24 protein-coding genes are annotated in these 25,380 nt (G+C 65.8%); 20 read left to right on the plus strand and 4 right to left on the minus strand.

The window, feature by feature from the left end; all coding sequences use genetic code 11:
- Nucleotides 1–249: 249 nt before the first annotated feature.
- Nucleotides 250–888, minus strand: coding sequence for an HAD-IA family hydrolase (locus ACL9RL_RS15550; RefSeq protein WP_422781186.1), 639 nt, complete (start codon nt 886–888; stop codon nt 250–252).
- 289 nt (nt 889–1,177) lie between these two features.
- On the opposite strand from ACL9RL_RS15550, the gene ACL9RL_RS15555 reads away from it, so the two are divergent.
- From ACL9RL_RS15555 to ACL9RL_RS15630, 16 genes are all read left to right on the plus strand, one after another.
- Nucleotides 1,178–1,975 carry a glycosyltransferase gene (locus ACL9RL_RS15555; RefSeq protein ID WP_422781187.1) on the plus strand — a complete coding sequence of 266 codons (798 nt, stop codon included), beginning with the start codon at nt 1,178–1,180 and terminating at the stop codon, nt 1,973–1,975.
- A complete protein-coding gene (locus ACL9RL_RS15560) occupies nt 1,972–3,021 on the plus strand; it encodes an NAD-dependent epimerase/dehydratase family protein (RefSeq protein ID WP_422781188.1) in 1,050 nt (349 codons plus the stop codon). Before ACL9RL_RS15555 ends, ACL9RL_RS15560 begins: the two co-directional genes overlap by 4 nt.
- Nucleotides 3,022–3,033: 12 nt before the next feature.
- Nucleotides 3,034–4,848, plus strand: coding sequence for a polysaccharide biosynthesis protein (locus ACL9RL_RS15565; RefSeq protein WP_422781189.1), 1,815 nt, complete (start codon nt 3,034–3,036; stop codon nt 4,846–4,848).
- On the plus strand, nt 4,845–5,873 hold the full coding sequence (locus ACL9RL_RS15570) for an MraY family glycosyltransferase (RefSeq protein ID WP_422781190.1): 1,029 nt from the start codon (nt 4,845–4,847) through the stop codon (nt 5,871–5,873). The genes ACL9RL_RS15565 and ACL9RL_RS15570 overlap by 4 nt, the downstream gene beginning before the upstream one ends.
- A 67-nt stretch (nt 5,874–5,940) precedes the next feature.
- Entirely contained in the window at nt 5,941–6,627 is a 687-nt protein-coding gene (locus ACL9RL_RS15575; protein ID WP_422781191.1) for an L-threonylcarbamoyladenylate synthase, read from the plus strand.
- A complete protein-coding gene (locus ACL9RL_RS15580) occupies nt 6,624–7,877 on the plus strand; it encodes an MraY family glycosyltransferase (RefSeq protein ID WP_422781192.1) in 1,254 nt (417 codons plus the stop codon). The genes ACL9RL_RS15575 and ACL9RL_RS15580 overlap by 4 nt, the downstream gene beginning before the upstream one ends.
- Nucleotides 7,874–8,323, plus strand: a complete 450-nt coding sequence (locus ACL9RL_RS15585) for a hypothetical protein (RefSeq protein WP_422781193.1) — start codon at nt 7,874–7,876, stop codon at nt 8,321–8,323. Before ACL9RL_RS15580 ends, ACL9RL_RS15585 begins: the two co-directional genes overlap by 4 nt.
- A 222-nt stretch (nt 8,324–8,545) precedes the next feature.
- Nucleotides 8,546–9,361, plus strand: a complete 816-nt coding sequence (atpB, locus tag ACL9RL_RS15590; RefSeq protein WP_422781194.1) for a F0F1 ATP synthase subunit A — start codon at nt 8,546–8,548, stop codon at nt 9,359–9,361.
- A gap of 45 nt (nt 9,362–9,406) precedes the next feature.
- The gene (atpE, locus tag ACL9RL_RS15595; RefSeq protein ID WP_422781195.1) at nt 9,407–9,640 is read left to right on the plus strand and encodes an ATP synthase F0 subunit C; all 234 of its coding nucleotides are present in this window, start codon (nt 9,407–9,409) and stop codon (nt 9,638–9,640) included.
- Between the two features lie 30 nt (nt 9,641–9,670).
- Nucleotides 9,671–10,225 (plus strand): F0F1 ATP synthase subunit B, encoded by a 555-nt coding sequence (locus tag ACL9RL_RS15600; RefSeq protein WP_422781196.1) that lies wholly within the window; start codon nt 9,671–9,673, stop codon nt 10,223–10,225.
- Nucleotides 10,225–11,022, plus strand: coding sequence for a F0F1 ATP synthase subunit delta (locus ACL9RL_RS15605; RefSeq protein WP_422781197.1), 798 nt, complete (start codon nt 10,225–10,227; stop codon nt 11,020–11,022). The genes ACL9RL_RS15600 and ACL9RL_RS15605 overlap by 1 nt, the downstream gene beginning before the upstream one ends.
- A gap of 99 nt (nt 11,023–11,121) precedes the next feature.
- Nucleotides 11,122–12,750 carry a F0F1 ATP synthase subunit alpha gene (gene atpA, locus ACL9RL_RS15610; protein ID WP_422781198.1) on the plus strand — a complete coding sequence of 543 codons (1,629 nt, stop codon included), beginning with the start codon at nt 11,122–11,124 and terminating at the stop codon, nt 12,748–12,750.
- Nucleotides 12,751–12,753: 3 nt separating this feature from the next.
- Nucleotides 12,754–13,653: a F0F1 ATP synthase subunit gamma gene (locus tag ACL9RL_RS15615; protein WP_422781199.1), complete on the plus strand. Its 900-nt coding sequence runs from the start codon at nt 12,754–12,756 to the stop codon at nt 13,651–13,653.
- Between the two features lie 40 nt (nt 13,654–13,693).
- Complete coding sequence (atpD, locus tag ACL9RL_RS15620; protein WP_422781200.1) at nt 13,694–15,160, plus strand: F0F1 ATP synthase subunit beta; 1,467 nt, start codon at nt 13,694–13,696, stop codon at nt 15,158–15,160.
- A gap of 2 nt (nt 15,161–15,162) precedes the next feature.
- On the plus strand, nt 15,163–15,447 hold the full coding sequence (locus tag ACL9RL_RS15625; RefSeq protein ID WP_422781201.1) for a F0F1 ATP synthase subunit epsilon: 285 nt from the start codon (nt 15,163–15,165) through the stop codon (nt 15,445–15,447).
- A gap of 6 nt (nt 15,448–15,453) precedes the next feature.
- Nucleotides 15,454–16,224 carry a YaaA family protein gene (locus tag ACL9RL_RS15630; RefSeq protein WP_422781202.1) on the plus strand — a complete coding sequence of 257 codons (771 nt, stop codon included), beginning with the start codon at nt 15,454–15,456 and terminating at the stop codon, nt 16,222–16,224.
- A 65-nt stretch (nt 16,225–16,289) separates the two neighbouring features.
- Here the strand turns inward: ACL9RL_RS15630 and ACL9RL_RS15635 are convergent, their stop codons facing one another.
- Nucleotides 16,290–16,871 carry a DNA-3-methyladenine glycosylase I gene (locus ACL9RL_RS15635; RefSeq protein ID WP_422781203.1) on the minus strand — a complete coding sequence of 194 codons (582 nt, stop codon included), beginning with the start codon at nt 16,869–16,871 and terminating at the stop codon, nt 16,290–16,292.
- On the minus strand, nt 16,868–17,500 hold the full coding sequence (locus ACL9RL_RS15640) for a methylated-DNA--[protein]-cysteine S-methyltransferase (RefSeq protein WP_422781204.1): 633 nt from the start codon (nt 17,498–17,500) through the stop codon (nt 16,868–16,870). Before ACL9RL_RS15640 ends, ACL9RL_RS15635 begins: the two co-directional genes overlap by 4 nt.
- A 133-nt stretch (nt 17,501–17,633) precedes the next feature.
- Between ACL9RL_RS15640 and ACL9RL_RS15645 the strand changes: the two genes are divergently transcribed.
- Complete coding sequence (locus ACL9RL_RS15645) at nt 17,634–18,617, plus strand: aldo/keto reductase (protein WP_422781205.1); 984 nt, start codon at nt 17,634–17,636, stop codon at nt 18,615–18,617.
- On the opposite strand, the gene ACL9RL_RS15650 is transcribed toward ACL9RL_RS15645, so the two are convergent.
- Nucleotides 18,577–20,601, minus strand: coding sequence for a BCCT family transporter (locus ACL9RL_RS15650; protein WP_422781206.1), 2,025 nt, complete (start codon nt 20,599–20,601; stop codon nt 18,577–18,579). The two genes, ACL9RL_RS15645 and ACL9RL_RS15650, sit on opposite strands and share 41 nt — an antisense overlap.
- Nucleotides 20,602–20,796: 195 nt before the next feature.
- Between ACL9RL_RS15650 and ACL9RL_RS15655 the strand changes: the two genes are divergently transcribed.
- The 3 genes from ACL9RL_RS15655 to ACL9RL_RS15665 all read left to right on the plus strand — a co-directional run bounded on the left by ACL9RL_RS15655 (nt 20,797) and on the right by ACL9RL_RS15665 (nt 25,360).
- Nucleotides 20,797–21,447, plus strand: a complete 651-nt coding sequence (locus tag ACL9RL_RS15655) for a TetR/AcrR family transcriptional regulator (protein WP_422781207.1) — start codon at nt 20,797–20,799, stop codon at nt 21,445–21,447.
- A gap of 122 nt (nt 21,448–21,569) precedes the next feature.
- Complete coding sequence (locus ACL9RL_RS15660) at nt 21,570–23,303, plus strand: ABC transporter ATP-binding protein (protein ID WP_422781396.1); 1,734 nt, start codon at nt 21,570–21,572, stop codon at nt 23,301–23,303.
- Nucleotides 23,300–25,360: an ABC transporter ATP-binding protein gene (locus ACL9RL_RS15665; RefSeq protein ID WP_422781208.1), complete on the plus strand. Its 2,061-nt coding sequence runs from the start codon at nt 23,300–23,302 to the stop codon at nt 25,358–25,360. The genes ACL9RL_RS15660 and ACL9RL_RS15665 overlap by 4 nt, the downstream gene beginning before the upstream one ends.
- Nucleotides 25,361–25,380: the final 20 nt, after the last annotated feature.

The raw sequence follows: 25,380 nt of genomic DNA on the forward strand, positions 1-25,380 counted from the left end.
CCCCGGCGCGAGAACCCGGTCACTGAGCCTGTCGAAGTGCCCGAAACCGCAGCCCCTTCGACAAGCTCAGGGACCGAAGCGCAGCCAGACGTCGAGAGCACCGGTCACTGAGCTTGTCGAAGTGCCCGAAACCGCAGCCCCTCCGACAGGCTCAGGGACCGACCTCCCCCGACGCGAGAACCCGGTCACTGAGCCTGTCGAAGTGCAGACGGGGACACACGGGCTCCAGTCCGTCGAACGACGCAGGGACTAGGCGGTCGCGGCGACGAACTCGTCGATCGCGTGGTTCAGGCCATCGATGTCGAAACTGCCGTCAGCGGCCTTCGTGAAGTGGAATGCGGACATCCCGACCTCACGTGCACCGGCGCAGTTCGCCGCAGAATCGTCGATGAGCATCGCGTGATCCGCCGGCACACCGTACCGACCGAGCGCACGGGTATAGATGCGTCGCTCGGGCTTCTCCGCACCGAGGACCGCAGACACCAGATCGTTCTGACCGAGCAGCGGTGCAACCTCGGGTGCAAGCACCGGGAACGAATCCTTGAACGGGATCGGATTGTTCGACAACAGGGACACGGTACCGAGCGTCAACGTCCGCTCCAACGCGGCGATCGCCCCGGGAATCGGCGTCATCGCAGCGTGACGCGATTCCTGCCACTCGTCGAGGGTGAGCGCATGCCCGGTGACCTCGGCGAACGTCGCGAGATACTCCTCACTCGTCGAATACTCGCCGATGTTGGCTGCACTCTCGTAGCCGCCCTCCCACCATTCCTTGGCGAGACGGTACTGGCTCACACCACTCAATCGCGCAAGCGCGGGCAGCCGCTTGCGGAAATCGTAGTCATACAGAGTCTTGTCACAGTCGAAGAAGAACACACGTTGAGCCACTCCTCAATTATGGGCGACCACCTCTGGTCATCTGGCGGACGGAGCTGCACATCCGTGCACATCCATGATTCCGGAGCCTCGTCCGCGCTGCATCCGCTCATGCAAGGTCCTCCTGCGCTTCTCAAGCGCAGCCGAAGGGGCGCAACGTAGACTGGCTCGGTGGCGCTGGCCGAGTGACGCACGACTGCATCGGCCACACCTTTCCAGCTGCACACTTCCAGCCACACAGCCCAAGCCATACCGCCCCAGCTGCACAGCCCAGCCAAAACAGCCCCAGAGAGGTGTCCGAGTGAGCCGTCCTGTGACCGGGTGCATCGTGATGTACCAAAACGATCGCACGAAGCTCGAGGCCGCCATCGGTTCGACACTGTCGAGCGATCTCGTGGAGAAGCTGTACCTCGTCGACAACTCACCGACGGACGCACTTCGCGACCTCGCGAACGACGACCGCATCGAGTACCTCCACAATCCGGCGAACCCCGGATTCGGTGCAGCGCACAACCTCGCCATCGCAGCGGTGCTCGGCAACTCCAGGTATCACATCGTGATCAACCCGGACGTGTACTTCGACGCTGAAGCCATCACCTCGCTCGTCACGTTTATGGACGAACACCCTGAAGTCGGCCACACGATGCCGAAGGTGCTGTACCCGAACGGCGATCTCCAGTACCTCTGCAAGACGAATCCGACGCCGTTCGACCTGTTCGCACGCCGGTTCCTGCCAGGCGGACTGCAGAAGCTGTTCGCGAAGCGTATGGCTGCGTACGAATACCGTGACAAGGACCGCAATCCGGCGCACGACTATGACCGGACGATGTTCGACATCCCGTACCTGTCCGGATGTTTTATGTTCCTGCGCACCGACACCCTCGAACGGGTCGGGTTCTTCGATGAACGCATCTTTATGTACATCGAGGACGCCGACCTCACGCGCCGCTTCCTGCAGGTCTCCCGCACCGCCTACTTCCCGGGCGCCACGATCCATCACCACTTCGAAAAGGGTTCCCACCGCAATCGAAAGCTCATGTGGTATTCGATTCAGGGGGCTTTTGTGTACTTCCGCAAGTGGGGATGGTTCGGACGATGAGCGAGCAGCACAACACACCGCGGGACGAGCAGCACAACACGCCGCGGGACGCGCAGCACGACGCAGCACAACCGACATCTCCCAAGCCGCGAATCCTCGTCACCGGCGCGACCGGCTTCATCGGTCGGAACCTGGTCCCCGTGCTCGAGCGGTCCGGCTTCGAGGTCGTCCCGTTGTCGCTCCGGGGATGGCGCGACGAACCGTTCCCCTCCGGCATCGCAGCCGTGGTGAACCTCGCCGGCAAAGCGCATGACCTCGACGGCACGAGCGCACCGGACGAGTACTTCCGCATCAACACGGAACTCGCAGAACGCGCCTACTCCGCATTCCTAGCGAGCGACGCCGGGACGTTCGTGCAGTTGAGCAGCGTCGCCGCGGTCAACGAGGAGAGCGTTTCCGGCGTCCTCGACGAAGACGCCGAACCGCACCCCGTGACCCCCTACGGCAAGTCGAAACTGGCGGCGGAACGCCTGTTGCTCGCCGTGGAGCAGCCGCAGGGCAAACGCGTGGTGGTCCTCCGGCCGACGATGGTCCACGGGCCGGGCGACCCCGGCAACCTCGGACTCCTCTTCGGGCTGATCTCCCGCGGCATCCCGTACCCGCTCGACGCGTTCTCGGGGGAGCGGACCTTCGTCTCCGTCGGCAACCTCTCCTGGGCGATCAGCGAGATCCTCCGCGATGACCGTGTCGCGACAGGCATCTACAACGTTGCAGACGACGACCCGATCGCGACCTCCGCACTCGTCGACATCATCGGCCGGGTCACGGGCCGTCGCGTCCGGCACCTGCGGATCCCGCAAGGGCTCATCCGCTTCGGCGCACGCATCGGCGATGTGGTCCCGGCGGTTCCGCTCAACAGCAGACGGCTCGCAAAGCTCACGGAGGACTTCCGTGTCTCAGGCGCACGCCTCCTCAGCGCCCTCGGAGCGGAGCGGATGCCCACCTCGACGATCGACGGCCTCACCTCATCGGTTCGTGCCTTGGCCGATGCACGAAACCAGCCCACTCCGGCGGTCCGCAGCGAACCCGCAGCCCACGATCGGTAGGATTGCCAGGTTATGACTCCTCCTTCACCCGACGCCTCCCGCCGGTGGACTCAGGCTCCGGCCGTTCGCTTTGCCGGAAAATCGGCCCTCGACGCACTCTGCTGGGTGCTCGCGATCGTTGTGGCCCTCGTGGTGCGGTACGAATTCGAGTACGAACGCGTCTCGATCATCGGCACGGTGTTCTTCTGCATCATCGCCGTCGTCGCGCAGCTCGTGGTCGCCTACATCTGGTCGCACTACCACGGCCTGCACAGCTTCGGCAGTTTCTACGAGGCGAAGCAGCTGCTCATCGTGGTGCTGATCGTGACGGGCATCCTCTTCGTCGTGAACGCCATCTTCGGCGTCTCGTGGGGGATCCCGCGCAGTACAACCGTCATCGCATTCCCGTTCGCCGTGGTGTTCATGGGGATCTGCCGGTACATCAAACGACTCTTCGTGGACAGCCGAAGCCGCCCGACGCAGGCGCAGCGGGTGCTCGTCTACGGCGCGGGTGCGCTCGGCATGTCCATCGTCCCTCGTCTTATGCAGGACCCGCAGTCGCCGTACCTGCCCGTCGGCGTCATCGACGACGACCCGGGGAAGCGCAACTTCCGCGTCGCGACCGTCCCGGTCGTCGGCACGGGAGACGACCTCGTCCATGCAGCCGCCCAGACCGGCGCGCAGGCCATCATCATCAGCATCGCCGATGTCGACAACGCGTTCGTGCGCCGCGTGAGCGAGCAGGCGGACGAGGCGAAGCTGCGTCTGCTCGTTGTGCCGACGATCGACGAGATGTTCGATCCGGCCAAGGGTCAGGCGGCTCCCAGCATCCGCGACCTCAACGTCGAGGACTTCATCGGCCGCAACCCGGTCGACCTCCAGGTGGAGAGCATCGCCGGGTATCTCACCGGCAAGCGCGTCCTCGTGACGGGTGCGGGCGGTTCGATCGGCTCCGAGCTCGCGCGTCAGGTCAACCAGTTCGGCCCGGCCGAGCTCGTCCTCCTCGATCGCGATGAGACGGGGCTGCACTCGACGCAGCTTTCGATCTCGGGCCACGGCCTCCTCGACACCCGCGAGGTCGTGCTGGCGGACATCCGCGACTACCCGTCGCTCCTGGAGATCTTCGAGGACCGGAAGCCGGACGTCGTGTTCCACGCGGCGGCACTCAAGCACGCTCCGATGCTCGAGCAGTACCCCGACGAGGCCTGGAAGAACAACGTCCTCGGCTCCCTCAACGTCCTGAACGCCGCCAAGGCGGTCGGGGTTGCGACCTTCGTCAACATCTCCACCGACAAGGCTGCGAACCCGACGACCGTCCTCGGCTACAGCAAGCGCGTCGCCGAGAAGCTCACCGCCTGGATGGCGGAGGAGACCGGCGCCAGGTACCTCTCCGTCCGCTTCGGCAATGTCATCGGCAGCCGCGGCTCGGTGCTTCCGGCCTTCGCGGCGCAGATCGACGCCGGCGGCCCGGTGACCGTCACCCACCCGGATGTCACGCGGTTCTTCATGACGATCCCGGAAGCCTCGAAGCTCGTCATCCAGGCCGGCGCGATCGGCGACCCCGGCGAGGTCCTCATCCTCGACATGGGCAGCCCCGTCCGCATCCTCGATGTCGCCAAGCGCATGATCGCTGCGTCCGGCAAGCAGATCGAGATCGTCTACACGGGCCTGCGCCACGGTGAGAAGCTGCACGAGGTGCTCGTCGACACCGACGAGATCGCCGACCGCTCGAAGCACCCGAAGGTCTCCCACACGCGCATCACGCCGCTGGACCCTGCAGAGCTCGACTTCCAGATGTGGAAAGAGACCATCAGGGACGACGCGACGACCCACTACCTGGTGCAATGACGAGCGCCGTCTGGCTGGTCGGCGCCATCGCGTTCCTGGTGAGCCTCTGCTCCCAGTTCGTGATCCGTCCGATCCTGATCCACCGCGCGGTCGTCGACACCCCGAACCACCGCTCGATGCACGTCACCCCGACGATCCGCGGCGGCGGCATCGGCGTGACGATCGCCGTCGCCATCGGACTCGGTCTGACCGCTGTCCTCTTCGACGAGGGCCCGTTGTGGGCCGTCGCGGCCATCGCGGTCCTGAACGCAGCCGTCGGCTTCATCGAGGACGTCCGCGGGCTCCCCGTCAAGGTGCGGTTCCTGTTCCAGGTGGTCATCGGCCTCGGCGCGACGACCGCGATGGTCATCGCGATGGGGGCGACGCCGTGGTGGATCCCGCTCGGCATCGTCGCCCTCGTCGCGTACACCAACATCGCCAACTTCATGGACGGCATCAACGGCATTTCCTCGATGCACGGCGTCGTCGTGGGCGGCTTCTACACGATCCTCGGATTCGCATTCGACCTGCCGGGCGTCGCTGCCGCCGGGCTCGTAATCGCAACGGCCTTCCTCGGCTTCCTGCCGTGGAACATCGCCAAGAAGCGCATGTTCCTGGGTGATGTCGGCAGCTACCTGCTGGGCGGAGGCCTCGTCGCCGTCGCGATCTACGCGTGCTTCAGCGGCATCTCGATCGTCGCACTCGCCGGCCCGGTGCTCATCTACGTCGCGGACAGCGGCGTGACGATCATCCAGCGCTGGCGCCGTGGCGAGGCGCTGCACGAGGCGCACCGCAGCCACGTCTACCAACGCCTAGCGGCCGGCGGCCTCGGTCACCTGTGGTCCACCGTCATCGTGTCCTTCGCGAGCGTTCTGACCGCCGGGCTGGGTGTTGTGCTCGCGTATGGCCCGCTGTGGGGACAGCTGTTGTCCGTCCTCGGGATCCTCGTGGTCGTCGGGCTCTACCTCGCGCTTCCCCGCCTGCTCTTCGGTGGCAGATCCTCGGCTGGGGCATCCCATGCTTCGCCGAGCACGCCGTCGGTATGATTGATCGATAGCCCAGGCGCCCCACTCGGGTGCGTCCTTCCCGTTCGCGAACCAGGACGATTCCAACATGCCGCAGATCTTCGACTGCAACGACCAGGGGCAGCTCCTCTCGGGGATGCGCCTCGCCAGAACGGCCATCAGCCGCGGTGAGCTCGTTGTCCTCCCCACCGACACGGTGTACGGCGTCGCAGCCGATGCGTTCTCGCCGACCGCCGTGCAACGGCTGCTCGACGCGAAGGGACGCACGCGGCAGTCGCCTCCGCCGGTCCTCGTCCCGGGGATCAACACGCTCGAAGCACTCGCGGAGACGGTTCCCGATGCGGTCAGGCAACTCGTCGAGGCATTCTGGCCGGGCGGCCTCACGATTGTGCTGAACGCGCAGCCCTCGCTCGTCTGGGACCTGGGGGAGACGGCCGGAACCGTCGCCCTGCGGATGCCGGCGAACCCGGTCACCCTGGAACTCCTCGCAGAGACGGGCCCGCTCGCGGTGTCCTCCGCGAACCTCACCGGCAAGCCGGCCGCGAGCAATGCCGCCGATGCCGAGGCCATGCTGGGCGAATCCGTCGCCGTCTACCTTGACGGAGGGGAGAGCGGCGAACAGTCCTCGACCATCGTCGACGCGACCGCGCTCGACACCCCGGGCGGACGCATCACGGTGCTGCGCGACGGCGCCGTCACGCGCGACCAGCTTCGTGAGGTCGTCGGGGAGTTGCTGGCCGACGCCCCGGCCGTGCAGGCGCCGCCGGCCCCATGAACCAGTTCTACGGGTACGTCATCGTGCTCGTCGTGAGCGCCGGCATCACGTACGGCATGGCGCACCTCGCCCTGCGACTCGGCATCAAGTACCGCATCTACCCGCAGATCCGCGATCGCGACGTGCACCGCACGCCGACACCGCGTCTGGGCGGCGTCGCCATGTTCGTCGGGATGCTCATCGCCTTCGGCGTCGCCTCGCAACTGCCGTTCTTCTCCCTGGTCTTCTCCGACGCCGAACCTGTGTTCGCGATCCTCGGCGCAGCGCTCTTCATCGTCGCGATCGGCGTCGCTGACGACCTGTGGGACCTCGACTGGATGATCAAGCTCGCCGCCCAGTTCCTCGCGGCCGGCCTCGTCGCCTGGCTCGGCGTGCAGATCTACTCGCTCCCCATCGGCGGCCTGACCGTCGGTTCGTCCTGGGTCTCGTTCACGATGACGGTCTTCGCGATCGTGCTCGTGATGAACGCGATCAACTTCGTCGACGGCCTCGACGGGCTCGTCGCCGGTGTCGCCATCATCGCCAACACGGTGTTCTTCATCTACACGCAGTTGCTCGTCACCGGCACCGGCGCCAGCGACTACTTCAACCTCGCCTCCCTCATCGCCGCGATCCTGGTTGGCGCCTGCGTCGGGTTCCTGCCGCTCAACTGGCATCCGGCCAAGCTGTTCATGGGCGACGCCGGCGCTCTGCTCGTCGGTCTCCTGATGGCGACGTCCGCGGCAGCGGTGACCGGCCAGGTGGACCCGGCTGCGCTCGGCAACACCCAGCTGCTCCCGGCGTTCATCCCGATCATTCTGCCGTTCGCGATCCTCGTGGTGCCGCTCGTAGACTTCGCCCTCGCCGTGCTCCGCCGGCTGCGCGCAGGCAAGTCGCCGTTCAGCGCAGACCGCCTCCACCTGCACCACCGCCTGCTCGACATGGGACACTCGCAACTGCACGCCGTCCTGATCTTCTACGGCTGGACGACCGTCATCTCCGTCGGGTGCCTCCTCTTCTTCGCCGTGCAGCCGTGGTGGGCGCTCGCCTTCGTCGTCGCCGGCGTGGCCGTCTGCACGGCGTTCACACTCGCACCGCTCGGCCAGCGCCGTCGTGCTGAGCAGGCCGTGCAGGCGCTCAGCCCGGAAACCGGGGAAGCTCTCGGGTTGGTCGAGTACGATCGTTTGGACGAAGCGTCAGCAGCCCGTAACTCGGATGCGCCCGTTCCGGACGAGGTACTCGACACCCTCGCCAAGAAAGACTCCCCATGAATTCCAACGCCGTGTTCAAGGCCGCCCTCAAGTGGGGCGCGCTCCTCGCCCTCGTGATCGCCGTGGTCGGAGGGATCATCGGCTACTCGATCGACGGGACGCGCGGACTCACGAGCGCGCTCATCGGCACGGCGATGTCGCTCGTGTTCGTCGGGATCACGGCGGTCAGCATCCTCTTCGCCAACCGCTATGCAGGGCGCGAGTTCTTCGTCGCGATCTTCTTCGGCGTCGTGATGGGCGGCTGGCTGCTGAAGTTCGTCCTGTTCCTCGTGCTCGGGTTCATCCTCAAGAGCCAGCCGTGGGTCAACGCGCCAGTCCTGTTCATCTGCGTCATCGTCGGCGTCGTCGGATCACTCGTGGTGGATGCCGTCGTGGCTGCCAAGGTACGGGTTCCCTACGTGTCCCACGACGTGCTCACGAAGCCAGAAGAGAACTCGGGCGCCTAGAACATGCCCGTTTCGGCATCCAACCCGCTCTCCGCGGCATCCGCGCGATTTTTTTGCGGAATCCTCACGCTGAATACACCCTCTGGGTTCGTAGGAGGCTGAATTCCTTGCTAGAGTTGTCCGTGAATCCTCCCACTGAACATGCTTCGGCGTGTCGAGAGGATACATTCCCCCCGTTCGTCGTCGCGAGAGCCGCGCTCCACGCCCCGAAACAGGAGATACGTGCTGTTCGCTAACGCCTTGCACCTGCTCGCCCCGCTGGCCGCCAACGATGGTCAATTCCACGGGCCGTCCATCGATGAATTCTTCCCCGACATCGTCCTGTTCGAGGGCACGCCGTTCGCGATCAACCGGGTCATCATCATCCGCTTCATCGCCGTCGCAGCAATCCTGCTGTTCTTCTGGCTCTCCACCCGGAGGATGAAGCTCGTTCCCGGTCGGGCGCAGAGCCTCGCCGAGATGGCCCTCGACTTCGTCCGCATCAACATCGCGGAAGACCTCCTCGGCAAGAAGGACGGCAAGCGCTTCCTGCCCATCCTGACCACCATCTTCTTTATGGTGATCACGATGAACCTGACGGGTATCATCCCCGGCCTGAACCTCGCAGGAACGTCCGTCATCGGTGTGCCCCTCGTCCTCGCGGCGGTGTCCTACATCACCTTCATCTACGCCGGTGTTCGCAAGAGCCCGAAGAAGTTCTTCAAGAACTCCCTCTTCCCGGCCGGCGTCCCGTGGCCCGTGTACATCATTGTCACGCCCATCGAGCTCGTGTCGACCTTCGTCATCCGGCCGCTCACACTGACCCTCCGACTCCTGATGAACATGGTCGTCGGTCACCTCCTGCTTGTGCTGTTCTTCGCAGCAACGCAGTTCTTCCTCTTCAACCTCGGCGGCTGGTTCGCCCTGCTGGGTGTCGGAACGTTCGCCTTCGGCTTCGCCTTCACCCTCTTCGAACTCCTGGTGGCCGTCCTCCAGGCATACGTCTTCACCCTCCTCACCGCGGTCTACATCCAGCTCGCGGTCGCAGAAGAGCACTAATCGGAGTCAGGCACACCGCCTGCTCACACATCGGAAGGAAATAACGTGGACGCCACTACCGTTCTCGCTGCTATCAACGGAAACATCGCGACGGTCGGTTACGGCCTCGCAGCCATCGGCCCCGCCATCGGCGTGGGTATCGTCGTCGGCAAGACGATCGAAGGCACCGCGCGCCAGCCCGAGCTGGGCGGCCGTCTCCAGGTCCTCATGTGGATCGGTATCGCATTCACCGAGGCGCTCGCCTTCATCGGCATCGCGACCTTCTACATCTTCCAGTAAGCCCTCTTTCACACCTCAGAAGGAGGAACGATGTCACACGCAGTGATTGCTGCTGCAGCGGAGGAAGCGTCTACGCATAACCCGCTGCTCCCGGAATGGTATGACATCCTCTGGTCCGGTGTTGCGTTCCTCATCATCCTCTTCTTCTTCTGGAAGATGATCCTGCCCAAGGTGCAGAAGCTCCTCGACGACCGCGCAGCGGCCATCGAGGGCAACATCGCCAAGGCAGACGAGGCGCAGAAGCAGGCTGAAGCCGCACTCGAGCAGTACAACGCTCAGCTGGCAGAAGCCCGACAGGAGGCAGGCCGCATCCGCGAGCAGGCCCGTGTCGACGGCCAGAAGATCTTGGCAGAACTGAAGGATCAGGCAACCGTGGAAGCCGCTCGCGTCACCGCGAGCGCGCAGACGCAGATCGAAGCTGAGCGCCAGGCGGCCGTTGTGTCGCTCCGCGCAGAGGTGGGCTCACTCGCCCTCGATCTCGCAAGCGGCGTCATCGGCGAAACGCTGAACGACGACGCGAAGGCCACAGCCGTGGTCGACCGGTTCCTCGCCGACCTCGAAGCGTCGGAGAAGGCAGCACAGTAATGGGAAGCGCGACCAGAGAAGCACTCGTCACGTCGAAGGACGCCCTCGCCGCCCTCGGCGCGGGCGCCGATCTGGCCACCGCGGACGGACTGTTCGCAGCCGGCCGGGCCATCGGATCGTCGACGCACCTGAGTGCAGCACTCAGTGACCCGGCGGCCGAGGCCCAGGCCAAGACCGCCGTCGTCGACCGCATCTTCAGCACCCAGGTCAACGCTCACGCGCTCGGCCTGCTGAAGACCGTGGCCTCCAGCCGCTGGTCGAACGAAACGGACCTGCTCGCAGGCATCGAGGAGATCGGCCTCCGCGCCGCATCGATCTCGGCCGGCGCACAGGGCGACATCGAAGCCGAACTGTTCGAGTTCGGCAACGTCGTCAGCAGCAACAACGAGCTCGAGCTCGCTCTCACGAGCAAGCTCGGTAGCACGGAGGCCAAAGCAGACCTCGTTGCCAAGCTGCTCTCCGGCAAGGCCAGCGCACAGACCGTGAGCATCGTGGGGCAGCTCGTGCAGCAGCCCCGCGGTCGCCGCATCGGTGAACTGCTGCGCTACGCGGCCGCCATCGTGGCAGACCAGCAGGGCCTCGCGGTCGCAACGGTCACCACGGCGACCCCCATCGCTCCAGCGCAGCTCGAGCGTCTCGAGCGACACCTCGCAGCCAGCACCGGCCGTCAGGTGAAGATCAATCAGGTCATCGACCCGGCCGTCGTCGGCGGAATCCGAGTGCAGGTGGGGGACAACGTCATCGACGGAAGCCTCGCAGCCCGCATCAACGACCTCCGCCTCAAGCTCGCCAGCTGACCCGCAACTGGCACACGAACGGCTACCACAACTCCAGACGTTGATCCTGACGGATCGCACCTCTCGGAACCGCAGGGTTCCACAACCAAAAGGAACATGATGGCAGAACTCACGATCAGCCCAGATGAGATCCGGGATGCTCTCAAGGACTTCGTCAAGGCCTACGAGCCCGGCAAGGCTGCGGCCACCGAGGTCGGTCACGTGATCGATGCTGCAGACGGCATCGCGCACGTCGAAGGCCTCCCCGGCGCCATGGCGAACGAGCTCCTCCGCTTCGCGGACGGCACCCTCGGCCTGGCCCTGAACCTCGACGAGAACGAGATCGGCGTCGTCGTCCTGGGCGAGTTCGGCAACATCGTCGAGGGCCTCGAAGTCACCCGTACGGGCGAGGTCCTCTCGGTTCCCGTCGGCGACGGCTACCTCGGACGCGTTGTGGACCCGCTCGGCAACCCGATCGACGGACTCGGCGACATCGCATCGGAAGGTCGCCGCGCTCTCGAGCTGCAGGCCCCCGGCGTGATGCAGCGCAAGTCGGTCCACGAGCCGCTCCAGACCGGCATCAAGGCCATCGACGCCATGATCCCCGTCGGCCGCGGCCAGCGTCAGCTCATCATCGGCGACCGCCAGACCGGTAAGACGGCCATCGCGATCGACACGATCATCAACCAGAAGGCGAACTGGGAGACCGGCGACCCGAACAAGCAGGTCCGCTGCATCTACGTCGCCATCGGCCAGAAGGGCTCGACGATCGCTTCGGTCAAGGGCGCCCTGGAAGAGGCCGGCGCTCTCGAGTACACCACGATCGTGGCCTCGCCTGCTTCCGACCCCGCCGGCTTCAAGTACCTCGCCCCCTACACGGGTTCGGCCATCGGCCAGCACTGGATGTACGGCGGCAAGCACGTCCTCATCATCTTCGACGACCTGTCGAAGCAGGCTGAGGCCTACCGCGCCGTTTCGCTCCTCCTGCGCCGTCCGCCGGGACGTGAGGCATACCCCGGTGACGTCTTCTACCTGCACTCCCGTCTGCTGGAGCGTTGCGCGAAGCTGTCCGACGAGCTCGGTGCCGGTTCGATGACGGGTCTGCCCATCATCGAGACCAAGGCCAACGACGTCTCGGCGTACATCCCCACCAACGTGATCTCGATCACCGACGGCCAGATCTTCCTGCAGTCCGACCTCTTCAACGCCAACCAGCGTCCAGCGGTCGACGTCGGTATCTCCGTCTCCCGTGTCGGTGGTGACGCACAGGTCAAGAGCATCAAGAAGGTCTCCGGTACCTTGAAGCTCGAGCTCGCCCAGTACCGTTCGCTCGAGGCATTCGCGATGTTCGCATCCGACCTCGACCAGGCCAGCCGCCGTCAGCTCGCCCGAGGCGCACGCCTCACCGAGCTGCTCAAGCAGCCGCAGTACTCGCCGTACCCCGTCGAGGAGCAGGTCGTCTCGATCTGGGCCGGAACCAAGGGCAAGCTGGACGAGGTCCCCGTCGAGGACGTGCTGCGCTTCGAGCGCGAACTGCTCGACTACCTGGGCCGCAACACCGACGTCCTGAAGACGCTGCGTGAGACCAACGTGCTCGACGACGCCACCGTCGCGACGCTCGAGACCGAGGTCGACAAGTTCGCACTCGAGTTCCAGACGAGCGAGGGCAAGGCCCTCGGCTCCGAGCAGTTCGAGGAGCTCCCGGTTGAAGACGTCAACCAGGAGAAGATCGTGAAGGGTCGCCGCTAGCCCATGGGCGCTCAACTCCGGGTCTACACGCAGAAGATCAAGTCTGCGCAGACGACCAAGAAGATCACGAAGGCGATGGAGCTCATCGCCGCGTCGCGCATCCAGAAGGCGCAAGCGCGGGTCGCTGCTTCCGGACCGTACGCTCGTGCGATCACTCGTGCCGTGTCGGCCGTTTCGACGTACTCCAACGTCGACCACGTGCTCACGACCGAGCCGGAGAAGGTTGAGCGGGCTGCGGTCGTCGTATTCGCTTCCGACCGCGGTCTCGCCGGTGCGTTCAACTCGCAGGTCCTCCGTGAGGCCAGCGAGCTGACCGAGCTGCTGCAGAGCCAGGGCAAGGAAGTCACGCACTACCTCGTCGGACGCAAGGCAGTCGCCTACTTCACCTTCCGCAGGCGCGAGTCGGCAGGATCGTGGGTCGGCAACACCGAGAACCCCGACTTCGAAACGGCGCAGGAGATCAGCGCAGCCATCCTCGAGTCCTTCCTGAAGGACGCGAAGGACGGCGGCGTCGACGAGATCCACATCGTCTACAACCGCCTCGTGAGCATGATGACGCAGACCCCAGAGGTCGTCCGTCTCCTGCCGCTCGAAGTGGTCGAAGGCGTCGAGGAGCCGACGGACACAACGGCACTGCCGCTGTACGAGTTCGAGCCCGACGCCGAGAACGTGCTTGACGCGCTGCTCCCGACGTACATCGAGAGCCGCATCTTCAACGCCCTCCTGCAGTCCGCCGCCGCGAAGCACGCTGCGACGCAGAAGGCGATGAAGTCCGCGAGCGACAACGCGGACAAGCTCATCACCGACTACACGCGCCTCCGTAACAACGCCAGGCAGGCCGAGATCACGCAGCAGATCTCCGAAATCGTCGGTGGCGCTGACGCGCTCTCGTCCGCCAAGTAACACGCACACGTATCTGTAGAGACAGAGAAGAGAAAAGAACATGACCCCCACCGCAACTGCCGAGCAGGGCGCTGCAGAGGTGAAGGCCGGCGCCATCGGCCGCATCTCTCGCGTGACCGGTCCGGTCGTCGACATCGAGTTCCCGCACGATGCGATTCCCGGTATCTACAACGCACTGAAGACCAACGTCACCATCGGTGACGAGACGAGCGTCCTGACGCTCGAGGTCGCACAGCACCTCGGCGACGACGTCGTCCGTGCCATCGCGCTGAAGCCGACCGACGGTCTGGTCCGTGGCCAGGAAGTCACCGACACCGGAGAGCCGATCTCGGTTCCCGTCGGTGAAGTCACCAAGGGCAAGGTCTTCAACGTCCTCGGCGAGGTGCTCAACGGTGAGCCGGGCGAGCAGATCGAGATCACCGAGCGCTGGCCGATCCACCGCCAGCCACCGGCATTCGACCAGCTCGAGTCGAAGACCCAGCTCTTCGAGACCGGCATCAAGGTCATCGACCTCCTCACCCCGTACGTCCAGGGTGGAAAGATCGGCCTCTTCGGTGGTGCAGGTGTCGGCAAGACCGTCCTCATCCAGGAGATGATCCAGCGCGTCGCGCAGGACCACGGTGGTGTGTCGGTGTTCGCCGGTGTCGGTGAGCGTACCCGTGAGGGCAACGACCTCATCCACGAGATGGAAGAAGCAGGCGTCTTCGACAAGACCGCCCTCGTCTTCGGCCAGATGGACGAGCCGCCGGGAACGCGTCTGCGCGTCGCCCTGTCGGCCCTGACCATGGCCGAGTACTTCCGCGACGTGCAGAAGCAGGACGTGCTGTTGTTCATCGACAACATCTTCCGCTTCACGCAGGCCGGTTCCGAGGTGTCGACCCTGCTCGGTCGTATGCCGTCCGCCGTTGGTTACCAGCCGAACCTCGCCGACGAGATGGGTCTCCTCCAGGAGCGCATCACCTCGACGCGTGGTCACTCGATCACCTCGCTGCAGGCCATCTACGTTCCTGCCGACGACTACACCGACCCGGCTCCGGCAACGACGTTCGCGCACCTCGACGCAACGACCGAGCTCTCGCGTGAGATCGCATCGAAGGGCCTCTACCCGGCCGTCGACCCGCTGACCTCCACGAGCCGCATCCTCGACCCCCGCTACTTGGGCGCCGACCACTACCGTGTGGCGACGACGGTCAAGCAGATCCTCCAGAAGAACAAGGAACTCCAGGAGATCATCGCGATCCTCGGTGTCGACGAGCTCTCCGAAGAGGACAAGGTCACGGTTTCGCGTGCACGCCGCATCCAGCAGTTCCTGTCGCAGAACACCTACATGGCGAAGAAGTTCACCGGTGTCGAGGGTTCGACGGTTCCGCTGAAGAACACGATCGAGTCCTTCGACGCGATCGCCAAGGGCGAGTACGACCACGTGGCCGAGCAGGCCTTCTTCAACGTCGGTGACATCAACGACGTCGAAGAGCGTTGGGCACAGATCCAGAAGGAGAACGGCTAGTCATGGCTGCCGCTCCGCAGACCGCGCTGACCGTGAGTGTCGTCGCAGCGGACCACGAAGTGTGGTCCGGTGCGGCGCGCCAGGTCGTCGCCAAGACGGTCGATGGCGAGATCGGTATCCTCCTGGGTCACGAGCCTGTGCTCGCGATCCTGGCCGCCGGTGAAGTCCGCATCACGCTCGAAGACGGCTCCAAGCTCGTCGCGAGCGCTGAGGACGGCTTCCTGTCGGTTGAAAACAACACCGTCACGGTGGTGGCTGGAAACGCCTCCCTCGTGAAGCAGTCCTAACCAGAAGTGCTGCTGCTCCTTCCCCCTTCGGAAACGAAGCGGGACGGTGGCGACGAAGCTCCCCTCGACGCGTCCAGGTTGCGGTTCCCCGCACTGGGCGCGTCGAGGGTCGAGCTCGTCCAAGCCGTCGTCTCCCTTGCGTCCGATGACGCGGCCACGATCGCCGCGTTGAAGCTGGGACCGAAACAACACGGCGAGATCGCTCGCAACCGGGCGCTCACCACCTCGGCCACGATGCCGGCGATCGATCGCTATACGGGTGTCCTCTACGACGCGCTCGACGCGTCCACCCTCACAGACGATGCTCGCGCGTTCGCGGCAGAGCACCTCGTCATCCAGTCCGCACTGCTCGGACCGATCGGCGGGTTGGACCCGGTTCCCGCCTACCGGCTGTCGCATGACTCGCGTGTGCCCGGAATCGTGCTCCGCCGCCACTGGGCAACGGATGCGGCCGCTGAGTTGGCTGCGCGTTCCGGCCTGTTGCTCGACCTCCGTTCCGAGGGCTATACGGCACTCGCTCCGCTGCCGGTGCGTCGCGACGCTGTGTTCCTGCGTGTGCTGACCGAAGCAGCCGACGGCAAGCGTCGTGCGCTCAACCACTTCAACAAGCAGGCGAAGGGTCGATTCACCCGAGCCGTCCTCGAAGCCGGAGTGGACTTCGGCACGGCGGAGGATCTCCTCGAGTGGGGGAGCGATGCTGGTTGGCGCCTTGAATGGCACACGGCCGATTGCGTTCGCCCGGCGAGCGGACCGGAGGAGCTCGCGCTCATCGTGTGAGGTGCGTAGCTAGGCGGCTATTCGGCTACCCGAGTACCCGGCGTCCGGGACAACCGCTGACCCGGTTATTCGGCCCGCCAACACCCCTCGAAGTGATCGTCGACGATGCCGGCCGATTGCATCAGCGCGTACATCGTCGTCGGACCGACGAACCGGTAGCCGCGCTTCCTCAGCGTCTTGCTCAGTTCCGTCGACTCCGGCGTGACGGCCGGGACGTCGGTCCAGGCCACGGGTCGAGGACGCAGCGTCCCGGTCGGTGCGAAGCTCCACACGAGGTCCGCGAGACTCTCGCCGAGGGCGAGCGTCGTCCGCGCATTGCCGATCGCCGCGGTGATCTTGCCCCGGTGACGGATGATCCGCGCGTCCTGGAGCAATCGCTCCACATCCTCGTCCGTCATGGCGGCAACACGCTCGATGTCGAAATCATGGAAGACCTCGCGGAACGCCGGGCGCTTCCGGAGGATCGTGATCCAGGAGAGCCCCGCCTGGAATCCTTCGAGGCTGATTTTCTCGAAGACCTTCTGGTCGCCGAGGAGCGGGACGCCCCATTCCTCGTCGTGGTACCGCGTGTACTCCTCGTCCAGGCCGACCCATGAGCATCGTGATTTGCCGTCTGATCCGACGATGAGCGATGCGCGTGCAGTCATGGGTGGTGGTCGATCCCCTCGTGTTCGAGCAGCCAGGCCTTGGTCGGCTGGCCGTTGCCGCCGGAGCGGTTCACTCCAGAATAGGCGGCGAATCGTCCGCCACTCGCGAGCACCCGATGGCAGGGGACGAGGAGCGCGAGCGGGTTTCGGCGCACGGCGCAGCCGACCGCGCGTCCGGCGGCCGGGGCACCGGCGGCCGCAGCGAGGTCCCCGAACGTGGTCGCGGTGCCGAACGGGACACGGGTGAGCTGCGCCCAGACGGCACGCTGGAACGCGGTGCCCTCCGCTCTAACGGGGACCGTGAACGGTGGCGGGGGAGCCGGTGGTCCCGCGGCGCCGATCGGCACAGGGACCTGCCCGAGGAAGTAGGCGCCGATCTGGTCCGCGGCCTCCAAGAGCAGTTCATCCGGCCGGTCGTCGAGATCGTCGAGGGGGAGTGCACCCGCGCTCTCGAGGGTCACGCCGACGATGGCGGGATGCTCCCCGGCGTCGGCGACGATTTCGATCCGGCCGAGCGGACTGGGGATGCGGATGAACCTCGTCAGGAGATCCGGGACGCGCACGGGTGTCGGTCTGGACTGTTGAGTGGGGGCGAGTGTGCGTGGTGTGGGAGTGGGTGCAGATGTCATGTCCCGACGCTAGGCGGCCGGGTCACCGGAGAACGGGCTTTCCATCGACCTGTGGACAAGTCGTCGCGCAGCAGCGGCTGTGCACTCCACCAGCGCTGTGCAGTCCACCAGCGCGCGGCGCTAGCCTGGAGGCATGCCTGACATCGCGTATCGCACCCTGGGCCGAAGCGGCCTCGTCGTCTCCACCGTCGGACTCGGCTGCAACAACTTCGGCCGATCCGGCACCGTCTCCGAAGAGCTTGACGGCACGGTTCCGGTCGTCGATGCGGCGATCGACGCCGGCATCACCCTGTTCGACACCGCCGACATCTACGGCAAGGAGTACGGCCTGAGCGAAACGCTGCTCGGCCGAGCGCTCGGGAAGCGACGCGATCAGATCGTTCTGGCCACGAAGTTCGGCCACGCCGACTTCCCGAGTCCCATCAGCAACTGGGGTGCGAAGGCGTCCAGGCGGTACCTGCGCCAGTCGGTCGAAGGCTCACTCCGTCGCCTGCAGACGGAGTGGATCGACCTCTACCAACTGCACACCCCCGACCCGAACACGCCCATCGAGGAGACCCTCGCGACCCTCGACGACCTCGTCGCAGAGGGCAAGATCCGCTACTACGGCCACTCGAACTTCGCGGCCTGGCAGCTGGTGGACGCTGACTGGGCGGCGAAGGCGCAGCAGCGCACCGCCTTCATCTCGGCGCAGAACGAGTACAGCCTGCTCGTGCGGCAGCCGGAGGACGAGCTTTTCCCGGCCATCCGTCGTACGGGGCTCGGCTTCCTGCCGTACTTCCCGCTCTACAACGGTCTATTCACGGGCAAGTTCACGCGTTCCGGCGGACCCACCGGCAGCCGGCTGATGCGCCAGCGGAAGCACCTCCTGGATGCGGCGCCGTGGGATGACATCGAACGGTTCCAGGCGTTTGCGGACGAGCGCGGCATCTCGATGCTGGAAGCGACCTTCGGCTGGCTGCTCGCCCGGGAGGAACTGACGAGCGTCATCGCCGGCGCCACAACAGCGGAGCAGGTCCGGGCGAACGCGGCAGCCGGCGCCGCCTGGACACCGACCGCTGCTGAGGTCGCGGAGATCAGCGCGCTGTTCCCGCCGGCGGTCCGGCCGGAGGCGTAGTCCCGGGTTCAGACGCCGGTGCAGATGCAGGTGCAGGCGTCGTCGTCGCTTCATCCCGCAGCTGCTCCTGACGGACCGATTCGAGGTCGAGCGCGGCCGTGAAGGTCTCGGTGAGCTGCTCGGTCACGCGCTCGGCGACGTTCTCGGCGAACCGGGCAGCAGCATCGCCGGACACCTGCTCCGCGACCTGCTCGGCCACTTGCTCCGCGACCTGTTCGGACACCTGTTCCGCCACCTGTTCGGACACCTGCTCTGCGACCTGCTCGCTCATCTGCTCCGTCACGTCGGCGGACACATGTCGGGTCAGTCGATCGCGGAACGCTTCGCGGCGGAGTTTCGTCTCCGCCTTGACCTCGGCGGTGAACGCTTTGAAGCTCGACACGCACATCAGGATGATGACGATGCTGAACGGCAGCGCCGTGATGATCGCGGCGGTCTGCATGGAGGCGAGGCCACCGGCGATGAGCAGCGCGATCGACAGCACACTCGTCACGACCGCCCACGCGATCCGCACCCGGTTGCGCGGTTCGCTGCCACCCGTCGTGAGCATGCCCATCACGAGTGAACCGGAGTCCGCGGAGGTCACGAAGAACAACAGGATGAGCAGGATCGCGCCGATCGTGGCGATGTTGCCACCCGGCAGCCCGGCCAGCATGTTGAACAGCGCCGTGTTGAGGTCGACGGGACCGCTCGCCCCACTGAAGTCGCGTCCGTTCAGCGACTGCATGATGGCCGTGCCGCCGAGCACGGCGAACCACAGGAACGTGAGCAGGGTCGGCACGAGCAACACACCGAGGATGAACTGGCGGACGGTCCGGCCACGCGAGATGCGGGCGATGAACACTCCGACGAACGGGGCCCACGACATCCACCAACCCCAGTAGAACGTGGTCCACGACGCCTGCCAGGCTTCTCCGGCAGCACCCTGATACGCGGACACGTTGAAGGTCAGGCCGACGACGTTCTGCAGGTACGCGCCCATCGCCTGCACCCATTCGCGCAGGAGGAAGAGCGTCGGGCCGGCGAACAGCACGAACATCAGCAGCACGGCGGCGAGGATGAGGTTGGTGTTGGAGAGCCACTTCATGCCCTTGTGGACACCGGAGACGAGGGAGAAGATCGTGATGCCCGTGATCACCAGGATGAGGATGATCTGCGTGACGATGCCCGGCTGGGCAATGCCCGTGTAGCCGAGGCCGGCCGAGATCTGGAGCACGCCGAGGCCGAGGGACGTTGCGACGCCGAACACCGTGCCGATGACGGCGATGGCGTCGATCGCGTTGCCCCAGCCGCCGGCGACACGGTTGCCGAGGAGCGGTTCGATCGCCCAGCGGATCGACATCGGCCTGCCCTTGCGGTGGACGGCATACGCGAGGGCCACACCGACGACCGCGTAGATCGACCAGGCGTGGAGGCCCCAGTGCAGGTAGGTCTGCGTCATGGCCTGCTGCGCGAGCGCTTGCTGGGAACCGGTGACGCCGGGCCGCGGATCGAGGAAATGGGTGAGCGGTTCGCCGACGCCGTAGAAGACGAGGCCGATGCCCATGCCGGCGGCGAACAGCATGGAGAACCAGGAGACGAGCTTGAACTCGGGTTCCTCATCGTCCTTGCCGAGCTTGATGTCGCCGAACTTGGAGACGGCGAACACGATCGCGACGACGACGAACGCGGCGACGAGGAGGACGTAGTACCAGCCGAGCCCGCCGATGATCCCACTCTGGATGGCGCCGAAGACCGCTTCGGCCTGGCCTGGGAAGACGATCGAGAACAGCGCGACGCCGAGGATGACGACGAGTGCTGGCCAGAGAACCCACGGGATGTATCTGGACGATGGCGTGCCGTCTGTTGCGGTGCCACCTGCTGCAGTGCCGCTTCCCGCGGGGCCGCCCGCTGCGGCCGTCCTGTCAACAGCCGACGGTTCGGCTGTCGCGAGTGGTGTGGAGCGCGTCTTCGCGGTCTTCGGCTTCGGTGTTCGTGCGCTCATGGTGCAGCCTGCTCCCGGTTCGCCGCCGGAAATCGTCCCCGGCGATCGCTCCAACCCTACGGAAAGCCGTTGTGGGCGACAACGTTGCACGAGAGGGGTTGATGTGCAGTGCCGCAGTCGATTAAGCACAAGCGCGGCTGAACAGATGCGAGGGGAGCATTGCGAGTGAGCGCTCACTCACTTATGATCTCTCCTGTGGATCCACTCGACGTCACCGCGCCGGAACTCACCTCGGTCGAGGACCAGCAACCGCCGCGCACCACCCCGAGCGGTCGTGCGGCCCCGCTCCCAGCGGAGGATCGGCGCGCCATGATCGTGGCCGCCGTCATCCCGCTCCTGCTCGAACACGGCCGCAACGTCACAACGAAGCAGATCGCAGAAGCCGCCGGACTCGCCGAGGGGACGCTCTTCCGCGCGTTCGGAGACAAGGAAGCGATCATCAGCGCCGCGATCCTCGCCTACCTGGACCCGGAGCCCCTTCGCAACGAGCTGCGCAGCATCGAACCGGCGTGGCCCGTCGAACGGCAGGTGCGCACGATGCTCGTGGCGCTGCGCGAACGCTTCCGCGGGGTGTTCCGCATCATGGCGGCGGCAGAGCACTCCGGTCCGCCGCCCGGCCGCCGCGCACGCATGGAGTTCGCGAACATCATCGAGACGGCCCTCGAACCGCACCGCGACCAACTCAACTGGCCTCCCGTCCGCGTGGCGCACATCGCGCGCCTGCTGGCGTTCGCCTCCTCGGTCGAACAGCTCAACGAGGGCACCGAGTTCACCGATGACGAACTGACCGACATCCTCCTCTACGGCGTCGTGGGCGCCATCCCGACGAACGGAGCCGCGACATGAGCGAATCCAGCACGACCGACACCACGACCGGCACCGCGACCGGCACCGCGATCGGCATTGCACGGCAGGACGATCACAACACCCCCAAGCGCCAGCCGAAGAACGCTCGAAAGGATGGGCCCATGCTCTGGAGCCTCAGCGTCAAATATCTGCGCCCCTACTGGCCGCTCGTCCTCGCCGTGGTTGTCCTGCAGCTGTTCCAGTCGATCGCGTCCCTCTACCTGCCGACCCTGAACGCCGACATCATCGACCAAGGCGTCGCGAAGGGCGACACGCAGTACATCCTCAACACGGGCATCCTGATGCTCGTCCTCACCCTCGCCCAGGTGGTGTGCGCCATCGGCGCCGTGTACTTCGGTGCGAGGGCCGCGATGGCGATGGGCCGGGATCTGCGGGCGGCCGTCTTCGGGCGCGTCTCCGAGTTCTCCGAGCGTGAGGTCGCCCAGTTCGGCGCTCCGTCCCTCATCACCCGCAACACGAACGACGTGCAGCAGGTGCAGATGCTCGTGCTGATGACCTTCACGCTGATGGTGTCAGCTCCGATCCTCGCCGTCGGCGGTGTGGTCATGGCGCTCCGACAGGACCTCGAACTCTCCTGGCTCATGGCCGTGAGCATCCCGGTGCTCCTGCTGGCCGTCGGACTGATCGTCGTGCGGATGGTTCCGCTCTTCCGACTGATGCAGACCCGCATCGACCGCATCAACCAGATCCTGCGCGAACAGCTCTCCGGCATCCGGGTGATCCGGGCGTTTGTGAAGGAGGACGTCGAGCGCACCCGCTTCGCCGTCGCCAACGAGGAGGTCACGGACACCGCGCTCCGCGCCGGGCGTCTGATGGCGCTGATGTTCCCGATCGTGATGCTCGTCCTCAATGCGTCGAGCGTCGCCGTCCTGTGGTTCGGCAGCTTCCGCATCGACGAGGGGTCGATGGAGATCGGCACACTGACGGCGTTCCTCCAGTACCTCATGCAGATCCTCATGGCGGTCATGATGGCGACGTTTATGGCGGTGATGATCCCGCGCGCCGCGGTGTGCGCGGATCGGATCGGAGCGGTCCTCGGCACCGAATCCAGTGTTGTGCCCGCGACAGACCCCATCGACCTCGTCGCCCCGAGCGGCGAAGTGGAACTGGTCGACGTGTCCTTCTCCTACCCTGGCGCCGACGACCCGGTGCTGAGCGACATCTCCTTCCGGGCGGCCCCTGGGACGACCACGGCGATCATCGGCTCCACGGGCTCTGGCAAGACGACGCTCGTGAACCTCCTGCCGAGGCTCTTCGACGCGACCGGCGGCAGCGTCCAGGTCGACGGCGTCGATGTGCGACGACTCGACCAGGACGTCCTGTGGGCGAGCATCGGCCTCGTCCCGCAGAAGCCGTTCCTGTTCTCCGGCACGATCGCCAGCAACCTGCGCTACGGCAAGCCGGACGCCACCGACGAGGAGCTCTGGGCTGCGCTCACGACCGCGCAGGCCAGGGACTTCGTGCGTCGGCTGCCCGAGCAGCTGGATGCGCCCATCGCACAGGGCGGGACGAACGTGTCCGGCGGACAGCGCCAGCGCCTCGCGATCGCACGGGCACTCGTCAAACGTCCGGAGATCTTCGTCTTCGACGACTCCTTCTCCGCGCTCGACCTGTCGACTGACGCCCGCCTGCGTAAAGCGCTCGCCCGCGACGTCGCAGACGCCACCATGATCATCGTCGCCCAACGGGTGTCGACGATCGTCGATGCGGACCAGATCCTCGTCCTCGAGGACGGACGGATCGTCGGTCGCGGAACCCACACCGAATTGCTCGAAACGTGTCCGACCTACGTCGAGATCGTCGAGTCGCAGCACGCAGCGGAGGCGGCAGCATGAGCGAGACCACAAGACGACCGGCACCGAGGCGCGGCGGCCCGATGGGCGGCGGCATGGGCGGCGGGATGCCCGCAGAGAAGTCGCTCAACTTCGGCCCGTCGGCGAAGCGACTGCTCGGTCGGTTCGCGCCCCACTCGTTCGCCCTCATCCTCGTGACGGTCCTCGGCGTCGTGAGCGTCGCCCTGAGCGTCGCCGGCCCGAAGCTGCTCGGTGAGGCGACGAACATCATCTTCGAGGGCATCATCTCCAAGCAGCTCCCTGCAGGCGCCACGAAGGCGCAGGTCATCGAGGGGCTGCGGCAGAAGGGCGACACCGGGCAGGCCGACCTGCTGAGCGGCATGACCCTCAACCCCGGTCACGGCATCGACTTCCAGGCGCTCAGCATGATCCTGCTGCTCGTGATGTCGATCTACGTGCTGTCGAGCGTCTTCGGATGGCTGCAGGCGTACGTCCTCAACACCGTCGTGCAGCGGACGATGTTCCGTCTGCGCGCGGACGTCGAATCGAAGATCCACCGGTTGCCGTTGAACTACTTCGACACGATGCAGCGCGGCGAGCTCCTCAGCCGGGTCACGAACGACATCGACAACGTCGGCCAGAGCATGCAGCAGACGCTGAGCCAGGCGCTCACCTCCCTGCTCACGGTCGTCGGCGTCATCGTGATGATGTTCATCATCTCGCCGTTGCTGGCCGTGATCGCACTCGTGACGATCCCGCTGACGCTGCTCGTGACGGTCGTCATCGCAAAGCGTTCGCAGAAGCTGTTCGTGCAGCAGTGGCAGCACACCGGCGAACTCAACGGGCAGGTCGAGGAGTCGTTCAGTGGGCATGCGCTCGTGAAGGTCTTCGGCCGTCAGCGCGAGGTGATCGCGGACTTCGGGGAGAAGAACGAGCGCCTCTTCAAGGCTTCGTTCGGTGCGCAGTTCGTGTCCGGCATCATCATGCCGGCGATGATGTTCATCGGGAACCTCGTGTACGTCGCCATCGCGGTCGTCGGCGGTCTGCAGGTGGCAGCCGGCGCGATGCGACTCGGTGACGTGCAGGCCTTCATCCAATACTCCAGGCAGTTCACCCAGCCGCTCAGCCAGTTGGGTTCCATGGCCAATCTCCTGCAATCCGGCGTCGCGAGCGCCGAGCGCGTCTTCGAACTCCTCGACGCACAGGAGCAGTCCCCGGACCCGACCGACCCGCAGTCGCCGGACGCCGGAACCACGAGCGGCGGACCGGACAGCGCCCGCGGCACCGATGGCGTCGACCGCGCCTCCGGCGGAACGGGGCTCCTGCAGTTCGAGGACGTGTCGTTCCGATACGTCCCGGACAAGCCGCTCATCGAGCACCTCGACCTCGTCGCGGAACCGGGCCACACGGTTGCGATCGTCGGTCCGACCGGTGCGGGCAAGACGACCCTCGTGAACCTCATCATGCGCTTCTACGAGGTCGACTCCGGACGGATCCTCCTCGACGGCGTCGACATCAAGACGATGACGCGGGACGACCTCCGATCGCGCACGGGCATGGTCCTGCAGGACACTTGGCTGTTCGGCGGTTCGATCCTGGAGAACATCAGGTACGGACGCGCCGGAGCGAGCGACGAGGAGGTCATCGCCGCTGCGAAGGCCGCGTACGTCGACCGGTTCGTGCACTCGCTGCCGGACGGATACAACACCGTGCTGGACGACGAGGCGTCGAACGTGTCCGCGGGTGAGAAACAGCTCATCACGATCGCGCGGGCGTTCCTCGCCCAGCCGAAGGTGCTCATCCTCGACGAGGCCACTTCATCGGTCGACACCCGCACCGAGGTGCTCGTGCAGCAGGCGATGGCCGCGCTGCGGCAGGAGCGGACGAGTTTCGTCATCGCGCACCGGCTGTCGACCATCCGCGATGCCGACCTCATCCTCGTGATGGAGAACGGGTCGATCGTCGAGCAGGGCACACACGAGGAGCTGCTGGAGGCGAAGGGCGCCTACTGGACCCTCTCGAACGCCCAGTTCTCGAGTGCACTCGTGGACGAGGACGAGGTCGTCGACCAGGTCGCATCGCCCGGCACCGGTTCCTGAGGCGGTGGGCCGGCCCGCGC

Source organism: Plantibacter sp. Mn2098, assembly GCF_049319745.1.
GTDB lineage: Bacteria > Actinomycetota > Actinomycetes > Actinomycetales > Microbacteriaceae > Plantibacter.